Here is a 10,292-nt window from a genome sequence, read left to right as displayed (position 1 = left end):
CACCGGGGGCGCGGACGCCGCCGGACGCGCCGGTGGGGCACCCCAACCGCCCCCACCGCCCGTGGTCGCGGTCGCGGTGCCGACGGTGCTGACGGCGCCGCCGGCACCGCCCGACGGGTCCACGATGCACTCGATCCGCCAGTCCACGCCCAGCGCGTCCGCCAGCGCGGACCGCAGCACGTCGTCGCTGTTGCTGCTGACGAAGCTGTCGCGGGCACCCGCGTTGATGAACGAGACCTGGAGCACGCTGCCGTCGAAACCGGCCACCTGGCCGTTCTGGCTGAGCAGGATCCAGGTGAACCGGCGGCGGTTCTTCACCGCCTCCAGGATCTGCGGCCACAGCTGGCGCACCTGCGCCGCGCCCTGCTGCGCCGCCGCCGACGGCTGCCCGCCGGGCACGGCAGCAGGGGCGGGGGTCGGGGTGGGGACAGGGACGGTCGGTGCGGGCGGCTGCACGGCCGCGGGGGCCGCCGGAGCAGGTGCGGCTGCGGGCGCGTCCCCGGCCGGCGGGAAGCTGCGCTTGATCGGCCACGCCCCGGGCGCCGGCCCGGCCGGCTGCGCGGGCGGCGCGGGGGCCTGCTGCACCGGAGCCGCCTGCGGGGCCGGCTGCGGCGTCGCAGGCGGAACCGGCTGCTGCACCACCTCCGGCATCACCACCGGAGCGACCGCCGCCACGGCCCCGGCCATTCCGCCGGCCATTCCCCCAGGCATTCCGCCGGCCATCCCCCCGGCCGCGGCCCTGCGCTCCAGCTTGTCCAACCGCGCCTGCAACGACAGCTCGTCGCTGTACGCGCCCGGCAGCATCACCCGGGCACAGATCAGCTCCAGCTGCAGCCTGGGCGCCGCGTTGCCGCGCATCTCGGTCAGCCCGGTGTTGACGATGTCCGCCGCGCGGCTCAGCTCGGCCGCCCCGAACGCGTCCGCCTGCGCCTGCATCACCGCGACCCGGTCCGCCGGGGCGTCGATCAGCCCCTTCTCCCCCGCGTCCGGCACTGTGGCGAGGATCACCAGGTCGCGCAGCCGCTCCAGCAGGTCCGTGACGAACCGCCGCGGGTCGTGGCCGCCCTCGACCACCCGGTCGACCACCTGGAACACCGTCGCCCCGTCGTGCGCGGCGAACGCGTCCACCACCTCGTCCAGCAGCGCGGAGTCCGTGTACCCGAGCAGCGCGGTGGCCATCTGGTACGTGACGCCGCCCTCGGCGGCGCCGGCCAGCAGCTGGTCCATCACCGACATCGAGTCACGCACCGACCCGGCACCCGCCCGCACCACCAGCGGGAACACCGAGTCCTCGACCTGGATCCCCTCCCGGCCGCACACCTCCGCCAGGTAGTCGCGCAGCGTGCCGGGCGGCACCAGCCGGAACGGGTAGTGGTGCGTCCGGGACCGGATCGTCCCGATCACCTTCTCCGGCTCGGTGGTCGCGAAGATGAACTTGAGGTGCTCCGGCGGCTCCTCCACCACCTTCAGCAGCGCGTTGAAGCCGGCCGAGGTCACCATGTGCGCCTCGTCCAGGATGAAGATCTTGTACCGGCTGTGCACCGGCGCGAAGAACGCCCGCTCACGCAGCTCACGCGCGTCGTCCACACCACCGTGCGAGGCGGCGTCGATCTCGATCACGTCGATCGACCCGGGCCCGCCCGTGGCGAGGTCCTGGCAGGACTGGCACTCGCCGCACGGCGTGGGCGTCGGCCCCTGCTCGCAGTTCAGGCAGCGGGCCAGGATGCGCGCACTCGTCGTCTTGCCGCAGCCGCGCGGGCCGCTGAACAGGTACGCGTGGTTGACCCTGTTGTTGCGCAGGGCCTGCTGGAGCGGAGCGGTCACGTGCTCCTGCCCGATGACCTCCGCGAAGGTCTCGGGGCGGTAGCGGCGGTACAGGGCTAGGGACACACCACCGACGATATCGGGACGGACCGACAAACGCGTCGTCCCCCGGCCCCCGCACCCCCGGGAACGCAAAGACCCCCCGCGCACCCGCCAGAGCTCTCCTACCCTTGCTGCCTTCCGGCCCTGGGGGGATTCAGAAAGATGACGCCACACGAGGGGCTGCCCCCAACACTACCGGATCCGGGCCCCTCCCCTCCACCACCACCCCCACCCCCGCATCCGCAGGCCACCCCGACCCCTCACCTGCGACATACGTGGTCGCGACCACCCCGAAACATGTACTAAGCTCTCCCTCGGAGGATTCGCCTAGAGGCCTAGGGCGCACGCTTGGAAAGCGTGTTGGGGGCAACCCCTCACGAGTTCGAATCTCGTATCCTCCGCCTCTGCCCGCCAGGGCAGCACGAAGGCCCCGACCGCTCAGCGGCCGGGGCCTTCGGCGTTTCCCGGCTCTCGGCCGCCGGGCCGATTCAGCCGCCGGTCCCGCCGCCGGGGGCAGCGCCGGTGACGGCCTGCGTCTCCCGGGCGGTGATCTCCTGGAGTGGCAGGCCGTCGCAGTTGCCGAGGACCACGCCGACCCAGCCGGTGTAGGGGTAGATGTTCCAGTTGGCGCTGACACCGGGGTTGCCGCCGCCGCGCCCGAGCACCCACTGGCCGTTGACGATGCGGACCGGCATGCCGTAGGCCCCGAACGACGAACCGCTGTGGGGGATCTTGGCCCCGGTGAGCAGCTCGGCCCAGGGCCGGTGCAGCACGGTGCCGTCGCACAGCGCGCGGGCGAAGCGGACCAGGTCCGGGGCGGTGGCGAAGCCGCCGTCCCCGGGGGCGTCGATGAAGCTGCGGCCCGGGTTCTTGCCGAGTACGTCCGGGAACGGGCTGCCCTTGTCCAGGTTGCGGATCGCGTCCACCTGGCTTCCGTCGGCCAGCGTCATGTACGGGTGCGCGATGTGCTCGTCGGTGAGCCACTGCGGCCTGGTGCAGAACGCCGCGCCGGTCATGCCGCAGCGCCCGAAGACGTTCTCCTGCACGTAGTCCCAGTACGACGTGCCGCTCACGGCCTCCACGATCGACGCGGGGATGCCGACGTCGGCGCCGGAGTGGCTGGTGGGAGTACCGGGGGCGGCCACCGGCTCGGACTGCCGGACCCACCGCTCGTAGTACTCGTGCACCTCCTCCCGGCTCCGGAAGACGCGCTGCACGTCCTCGTCCGGGGTGTCCAGTCCGGAGGTGCCGGTGAGCAGGTGGTGGATGGTCACCCGCTCGGCGATGGCCTCGGGGTAGCCGTCCAGGTAGGTGCCCACCGTGTCGGACAGGCTCAGCCTGCCCTGCTGCGCCAGTTGCAGGACGGCCACCGCGCCGAACGGCTTGCCGGCCGAGCTGAGGCTGAACGCGGTGCCCTCGTGGTTGCGGATCCCCCGCTCCCTGTCGGCCATGCCGTAGCTGCGGGACAGCACCGTCCTGCCCCGGTACGACAGCAGCACCACCCCGGAGAACCTCCCCTCGGCGGCCAGTTGCGCCACGTACTGGTCGTAGGCCCCGCCAGGACGGGTGGCCGGCGGGATGTCGGAGTCGGCCGGGGCCGGTCCGTCCTGGCCCGGTCCGGCCTGGCCCGGTCCGGCCTGGCCCGGTCCGGCCTGGGCGGGCCGGGCGCCCGCCGGTAGCGCGCCGACCGTCACTACGCCGGCGGCCGCCGACCCGCCCCACCCGAGCAGCCGCCGCCGACTGATGCCGCGTACGGAATCCGAATCCATGATCATGCTCCTTTGCTGATCGCCGAATCGACCGGTGCAGGTCTCCACTGAAGACGGAGGACCGTTGCGGTGGCGTACGCGATTCTCGATACGCCGGCGACACCGGTCCGCCGCCGGAGGTCTAGGAGCTGCTCGCGGACGGTGCCCGCGGCGGGCGGGGGAGCCGGATCGTGACGAGGAGGCCGCCGGTGGGGCGGGGTGCGAGGTCGATGGTCCCGTCGTGTGCCCGGACGATGCTGTGCACGATGGCCAGGCCGAGGCCGACCCCGGCGTGCTCGTCGGTGCGGGTGCGTTCCGTTCCGCGCTGGAAGGGCTCGGTGAGGGTCGGCAGGACTTCCGCCGGGACGACCCTGGGGCCGGTGTTCTCGACCCGCAGCACGCTCGCGCCGTGCTGCGATTCGGTGTGGACCGTCACGGTGCCGTCGGCGGGCAGGTTGTGGACGATGGCGTTCTGGACGAGGTTGGTCGCCATCCGCAGGACGAGCTCCGCGCAACCGAGGGCCTGTGCCTGCTCGCCGGTGACGTCGAGCGTGATCCGACGCCTCTCGGCGAGGGGAAGCAGCGTTTCGGCGGCCTCCTCCGCGATGAGGGACAGATCGACGGGCTCGCGGGTGAAGCCCTTGCGGTCGGCGCGACCGAGCAGCAGGAGGGCCTCGGTGAGGTCGATCGCCCGCGCGTTGACGGTGTGGAGGCGTTCGATGAGTTCGCCCCGGTCCCGCGTGGGGTCGGTGCGGGCGAGGTCGAGGAGCGTCTTCGAGATCGCCAGCGGGGTGCGCAGTTCGTGGGAGGCGTTCGCGGCGAATCGCCGCTGCTCGGTGACGTGGGCTTCGAGTTGTTCGAGCATGATGTCGAACGCGTCGGCGAGTTCACGGAATTCGTCCCGGGGACCCGGCATGCGGACCCGGTGGGACAGTGACCCGTTCGCGGCCGTCCGTGCCGCGTCCGCGATCCGGGTGAGCGGTGCGAGCATCCGGCCGGCGAGGATCCATCCGCCCAGCAGGCCGAACACCAGCAGGAAGGCGAGCGCCACGGCCGCGGCGGGGGCGAACGTGCGTACCAGGAGGTAGCGGTTGGGTGCGACCCCGAGCAGGCCCTGGGAGCTGTCGGGTACGTGGCGCAGCAGGAACACCCACACCACGGCCAGCAGGAGAGTGCCGGCGGCGAGGAGGAATCCGGCGTAGCTGACGGTGAGCTTCATGCGGGCGCTGAGCCCCGGGCGCCTGTCCACCGGTCGCCTGTCCATCAAGTGACTGTCCACCGGCTGACTGTCCACCAGGTGACCGTTCACCGGACGCCTATGCACGGGGGCGGCCGGTGTCGATCCGGTAACCGACGCCGGGCACCGTGGCGATGAGCCATGGTTCTCCGAGCCGTTTGCGCAGGCCGGAGACGGTGATGCGGACGGCGTTGGTGAGGGGGTCGGCGTTGGCGTCCCAGGCCCGCTCCAGGAGTTCCTCCGCGCTCACGACACCGCCCTCGGCGGCGACCAGGACTTCGAGTACGGCGAACTGCTTGCGCGTGAGCGCGACATGGCGTCCGTCGCGGAAGACCTCCCGGCGGAAGGGGTCCAGCCGCAGGCCCGCGATCTCCCGGACCGGGGGCCGGGCGTACGCGCGCCTGCGGTCCAGCGCCCGCAGCCGCATGACGAGTTCCCGGAGCTCGAACGGCTTGGTGAGGTAGTCGTCGGCGCCCAGCCCGAACCCGGACGCCTTGTCGTCGATCCGGTCGGCGGCGGTGAGCATGAGGATCGGGATGCCGCTGCCGGAGGCGACGATTCGCCGGGCGATCTCGTCGCCGGAGGGGCCGGGGACGTCGCGGTCGAGGACCGCGAGGTCGTAGGAGTTGACGCCGAGCAGTTCCAGGGCGGAGTCGCCGTCGCCGGCGATGTCCGCGGCGATCGCTTCCAGCCGGAGTCCGTCCCGGACGGCTTCGGCCAGATAGGGCTCGTCCTCCACGATCAGCACACGCATACGCAGGAGCCTAGGCAGCACGGCGTATCGCCGGCATATGTCCCGGCGGAGAAGGTCGCGGAGCTGCCCGTCACCACTTCCCCGGACCGGATTCCGGAACGCCGGGGCCGGTTCGGCGGCACGCCCGGGCCGGTTCGGCGGCACGCCCGGGCCGGTTCGGCGGCACGCCCGGGGCTTCGGCAGAAGGGTGGAGGCCCGGTCCCTACGGGGGTGGAACCGGGCCTCCGTGAGCGCCCTGGGCAGGCGGGCGCCGATCAGGGGGTGGGGCGGGTCAGGGGACGGGGACGCGGGTGGGGGCGGGGGTGTGGGCGGTGGTGGGGAGGGGGGTCGGGGTGGGGCGGAGGGGCCACCAGAGGGCGCGGCCGAGGAGGGCGGCGAGGGCGGGGACGAGGGCGAGGGAGAGGACGACGGCGGAGAGCAGGATGCCGAGGGTCAGGGAGAAGGCGATCTGCTCGCTGCCGGGGGTGGTGGCGAGGCTGGCGAAGGAGCCGGCCAGGACGAGGCCCGCGGTGGCGATGGCGGGGGTGGTGTGGCGGACGGCGCGGGCCACGGCGGCGCGGGCCGGGCCGGGGTGGTGCATCTCCTCGCGGATCCGGTCGGTGATGAGGATGTTGTAGTCGGTGCCCAGCGCGACGACGAACAGGAAGAGCACCAGGGGCAGGGTGAAGTTGACGCCGGGCTCGTCCAGCACGTGCTGGAACAGCAGGGTGGCGGCGCCGAGGGTGGCGGCGAAGCCGAGTCCGACGGCGAGCATCAGGACCACCGGGGCGAGCAGGCTGCGCAGCAGGAGCAGCAGGATCAGGGCGATGAGGACGGCGGCGACCGGGAAGACGATCCGCAGGTCGTGGTCGACGGCGGCGGAGATGTCGGCGAAGATCGCCGCCGTGCCGCCGACGTGGGCGCTGGTCCCGGCGGGGGTGTGGGCGGCGACGGCGGCCCGCACCGGACCGGACGCCAGCTCGCGCGCCCGTGCGCTCTGCGGATCGGCGGTGAGGAAGAGGTCGATCCGGGCGGCGCGGTGGTCCTGGTTCAGTACGGTGCCGGCCACCTGGCCGACGCCCTCCACCTCGGCGAGGGCGCGGGAGAGGCCGTCGAGCCGGGCGGGGTCGAGGGTGCCGCCGTCCTTGGCCGTGACGTAGACGGTGGTCGGGTCGGACACGCCGGCCGGCAGGGCCCGGGAGATCTCCGCGGCGGTGGCGGCGGCCGCCGTCCCGGAGTCACCGCCCTGGCCGTAGTCCATCCGGACCCCGGTCATCCCGGCGGCCAGGGCGCCGAGCAGCGCGACGGAGCCGAGCAGCAGGACCAGCGGGCGTCGGGCGACGAACGCGCCGTAGCGGGCGGCCACGCCCCCGCGCGGTTCCCGGCGCAGGCTGCGGGAGGGCCAGAAGATCTTGCGGCCGCAGGCGGCGAGCAGGGCCGGCATCAGGGTGAGGCTGCCCAGCAGCATGACCAGGACGGCGACGGCGATCGCCGGGCCGAGCGAGCGGAACTGTCCGAAGGTCGCCACACCCAGGGTGGCGAAGGCGGCCACGATGGTCAGCGCCGCCGAGGTGATGGCGGTGCCGACCCGGCCGGACACCTCGGCGGCCGCCTCGCGGGCGGGCTGCTCGGGCCGGGCGCGCAGGTGCTCGCGGAACCGGAAGAGCAGGAACAGCAGGTAGTCGACGCCGATGCCGAGCAGCACCACGGAGATCAGACTCGGGGTGGAGACGTCCAGCTTGAGGCCGGTGAGCTCCGCGGCGCCGGCCACCGCCCCGGTGGCCACGCCGCTGATGAAGGTGACCGCGAGCAGCGGCAGCACCGCCGCGAGCACGCTGCGGAACACCAGCACGTTGAGCAGGACGATCAGCCCGATGGTGAGGCTGCTGCCGACGAGCGCGGCGGTCCGGTTGTCGTCCGTGCTGTCGACGGTCTCGGCCAGGCCGCCGGTGAACCCGGTGCGCATCCCGGCGTCGGCGAACTGCGCGCGGGCCGAGTCGCGGAAGGTCCGGTAGACCTCCTGGACGCCCTCGTCCACGGCGCTGCCGGTCAGCTCGACGGAGACCAGTTCGAAGCTCCGGTCGGGCGCCGTCATCGCGGGGGCCACCCGGGGGGTCTGCGAGCGGTCGGGCGTGAGGAAGGCGGGCTCGTCCTCCTTCCTGGGCATGACGACCCGGTGCTTGCCGAGCTCCGCCGCCTCGGCCTCGATCCGCCGCTGGTCGGCGTCGGTGAGCGCCTTGCCGTCGTTCCGGGCGACCAGCACGGTGACCGTGGTGGCGTCGGGCTTCACCCCGAACTGCTCCTCGGCGATCCGCAGGGCGGCGGCCGAGTCGTAGCTCTTCGGCAGGAAGTCACCGGTCTGGGCCTGGGTGACCCGGCCCAGCAGCATCGGGCTCAGCCCGGCCAGTACCAGTCCCAGTACCGCCCAGAGGGCGATGACCTTCCACGCGTGTCTGGTGGAGAATCCGGTCAGTGCGCGGATCACGGGTGCCCTCCGGCGGATGGTCGCGAGCGTCGGCCAAGCCGGCCGGGGGTTCCCGGCCGGTCTCCAGACCATCAGGTGAAAGGGGTGCCGGGCGTCCTGGCAGCGGACGATCCGTGCCGGGGCCCGCGGTCCCCCCGGCGGACCGCGACCGGGACCGTGCTCCTGGTCCGCCCGCCCTCCCTCGGCCGGAGGGACCATCCGGGGCCGGGCGGGCCGGTGCCAGAATGGGGCGTCAACGCTGGTCGGGCCGGGAGGACGAGGATGGACGGGCGTCAGCGCCCCGGCGCGGGCGTGGACGGGGTGCCGCGGCCCCGCGCGAACGGGCTGCCGTGGACCCAGGCCGACGCACTGGTGGCCGTCGGCGCCGCCGTGCTGGACCTGCTGGCCCACCTGCTCGTCAGCGAGGTGGGGGGCACCCACGCCATCGGGGTGCCGGGCCTCGTGCTCCTGGTGCTGTCGGGCCTGCCACTGCTCGCCCGGCGCCACCACCCGGTGCCGACGCTCGCCGGCGTCCTGGTGCTCCAGTCGGCGATCGACCTGACGAACCCGATGGGCATCCACTTCGGCGGCGTCCTGACGGTGGCGGTCTTCTCGGTCGCCCGGAACCGCGCCTGGCCGGTCGCCGCGGGCGCCGCCGCGGCGACGGCGGTGGTGGCGATGCTGAGCCAGAGCGACTTCCCCGTCCCCTCCGCGGAGGCGGCCATCGCGGCCGTCTCCTCCACCTCGCTGGTGACCGGCGCCGGCCTCGCGGCCGCCCGCTGGCAGCGGGAGGTGAACGCCAATCGCAAGCTGCTGGCCGACCGCGCGGTGGCCGAGGAACGCCGCCGCATCGCACGGGAGTTGCACGACATCGTGGCCCACCACATCACCACCATGCAGCTGATGGCCGGCGGCGCCCGCGCCAACCTCGCCAAGCCGGAGGTGGTCCGGGACGCCCTGGTCACCCTGGAGTCCTCCGGGCGGCTGGCGCTGCGCGAGATGCGCCAGTTGCTGAACGTCCTGCGGGCCGGTGACGAGCCGGACGCCGCCCCGCCGTCGCCCCAGCCCGGGGCGGAGGACCTCGGCCGGCTGGTGGACGAGTCCCGCCTGGCCGGGCTGCCGACCGACCTCGACGTCCGCGGGCCCCGGCGTCCGCTGCCGCCGACCGTCGGGCTGACCGTGTTCCGGATCGTCCAGGAGGCCCTCACCAACGCCCGCAAGTACGCGGGGCCCGCCCGGGCGACCGTCCTGCTGGCGTACCGCCCGGACGGGGTCACCGTCGAGGTCCGGGACGACGGCCGGGGCGTGCCGTCCCAGGACGCCGAGCACGGCCCGGGCCGGGGCGGCGGCGGGTTCGGGCTGCTCGGGATGCGTGAGCGCGTCGCGTTGCACGGCGGGACCCTGGAGGCCGGGCCCCGGCCGGAGGGCGGCTTCGCGGTGGTGGCCGAACTGCCGCTGGCGGCGGAGGAGGCGGCCGAGGCGGCCGTCCAGCAGGGAGATCGCGGAGAGCGCGAAGGGGTGGTGCAGCGGTGACGGCCGAGACGCCCGGGATCCGGGTCCTCATCGTGGACGACCAGCCGCTGGTCCGGCGCGGTCTGTCGCTGATCCTCTCACCGGACCCCGCCTTCGAGGTGGTGGGCGAGGCCGAGGACGGCGAGCAGGCCGTCGCGCTCGCCCGCCGGCTGCGCCCCGACGTCGTGGTGATGGACATCCGGATGCCGGTCCTGGACGGGGTCGCCGCGACCGAGGAGCTGGCCCGCACCCTGCCCGAGTGCCGGGTCCTCGCGCTCAGCACCTTCGACATGGACGAGTACGTGGTGGCCGCGCTGCGCGCCGGCGCGCACGGGTTCCTGCCCAAGGACGTCTCGCCGGAGGACCTCGCCGCGGCGATCCGCACCGTCCACACCGGGGAGGCGGTGGTCGCCCCGCGCCTGCTCACCCGGCTGATCTCCGCCTACGTCCGGGCGCCGCTCGGCGCCCAGCCGGCGCCCGCCGTCGCCACGGGGGAGCTCACGCCCCGCGAGGTTGAGGTGTGGCGGCTGATGGCCACCGGGCTCGACAACGCCGGGATCGCCCGCGCCATGGACATCAGCCACTCCACCGTGAAGAACCACATCACCAGCCTGTTCGGCAAGCTCGACGTGCGCGACCGCGCGCAGGCGGTCATCGCGGCCTACGAGTCCGGCCTGGTCACCGCCCGTACCGGGGGCGGCGACCAGGCCGACGGGACGGGTTAGGACCCGG

Annotated in this window: 7 protein-coding genes, 1 tRNA gene and 1 other RNA gene; 3 read left to right on the top strand and 6 right to left on the bottom strand. The window is 73.9% G+C overall.

Going from position 1 to position 10,292, the window contains the following annotated elements:
- Together ACFU74_RS21010 and ffs are read right to left on the bottom strand one after the other, a co-directional pair.
- The coding region (locus ACFU74_RS21010) for a DNA polymerase III subunit gamma and tau (protein ID WP_380758851.1) at positions 1-1,890 on the bottom strand (1,890 nt) is incomplete at its 3' end.
- Positions 1,891-1,957: 67 nt separating this feature from the next.
- Positions 1,958-2,048, bottom strand: an RNA gene (gene ffs / locus ACFU74_RS21005) — signal recognition particle sRNA small type.
- 134 nt (positions 2,049-2,182) lie between these two features.
- Here ffs and ACFU74_RS21000 point away from each other — a divergent pair.
- Positions 2,183-2,267, top strand: a tRNA-Ser gene (locus ACFU74_RS21000).
- An 87-nt stretch (positions 2,268-2,354) separates the two neighbouring features.
- Here ACFU74_RS21000 and ACFU74_RS20995 read toward each other — a convergent pair.
- The 4 genes from ACFU74_RS20995 to ACFU74_RS20980 all read right to left on the bottom strand — a co-directional run bounded on the left by ACFU74_RS20995 (position 2,355) and on the right by ACFU74_RS20980 (position 8,069).
- Positions 2,355-3,635 (bottom strand): serine hydrolase domain-containing protein, encoded by a 1,281-nt coding sequence (locus ACFU74_RS20995; RefSeq protein WP_380758849.1) that lies wholly within the window; start codon positions 3,633-3,635, stop codon positions 2,355-2,357.
- Between the two features lie 121 nt (positions 3,636-3,756).
- Entirely contained in the window at positions 3,757-4,863 is a 1,107-nt protein-coding gene (locus ACFU74_RS20990) for a sensor histidine kinase (protein ID WP_380758853.1), read from the bottom strand.
- A 67-nt stretch (positions 4,864-4,930) separates the two neighbouring features.
- Positions 4,931-5,605: a response regulator transcription factor gene (locus ACFU74_RS20985; RefSeq protein WP_380758847.1), complete on the bottom strand. Its 675-nt coding sequence runs from the start codon at positions 5,603-5,605 to the stop codon at positions 4,931-4,933.
- Between the two features lie 271 nt (positions 5,606-5,876).
- On the bottom strand, positions 5,877-8,069 hold the full coding sequence (locus tag ACFU74_RS20980) for an MMPL family transporter (protein WP_380758844.1): 2,193 nt from the start codon (positions 8,067-8,069) through the stop codon (positions 5,877-5,879).
- Between the two features lie 261 nt (positions 8,070-8,330).
- On the opposite strand from ACFU74_RS20980, the gene ACFU74_RS20975 reads away from it, so the two are divergent.
- Together ACFU74_RS20975 and ACFU74_RS20970 are read left to right on the top strand one after the other, a co-directional pair.
- Positions 8,331-9,581: a sensor histidine kinase gene (locus tag ACFU74_RS20975; RefSeq protein ID WP_380758842.1), complete on the top strand. Its 1,251-nt coding sequence runs from the start codon at positions 8,331-8,333 to the stop codon at positions 9,579-9,581.
- Positions 9,578-10,285, top strand: coding sequence for a response regulator (locus tag ACFU74_RS20970; RefSeq protein WP_380758840.1), 708 nt, complete (start codon positions 9,578-9,580; stop codon positions 10,283-10,285). The genes ACFU74_RS20975 and ACFU74_RS20970 overlap by 4 nt, the downstream gene beginning before the upstream one ends.
- The last annotated feature ends 7 nt before the right edge of the window (positions 10,286-10,292 follow it).

This window comes from Kitasatospora sp. NPDC057500 (assembly GCF_042802195.1).
Classification (GTDB): Bacteria; Actinomycetota; Actinomycetes; order Streptomycetales; family Streptomycetaceae; genus Kitasatospora.
Note: the sequence above shows the minus strand (reverse complement) of the source record. Positions and strands in the feature narration are given on the sequence as shown.

Excerpts from the sequence above, each read along its gene's own strand:
- ACFU74_RS20985 (WP_380758847.1), bottom strand. The coding sequence starts at position 5,605 with ATGCGTGTGCTGATCGTGGAGGACGAGCCCTATCTGGCCGAAGCCGTC.
- ACFU74_RS20995 (WP_380758849.1), bottom strand. The coding sequence starts at position 3,635 with ATGGATTCGGATTCCGTACGCGGCATCAGTCGGCGGCGGCTGCTCGGG.
- ACFU74_RS20975 (WP_380758842.1), top strand. The coding sequence starts at position 8,331 with ATGGACGGGCGTCAGCGCCCCGGCGCGGGCGTGGACGGGGTGCCGCGG.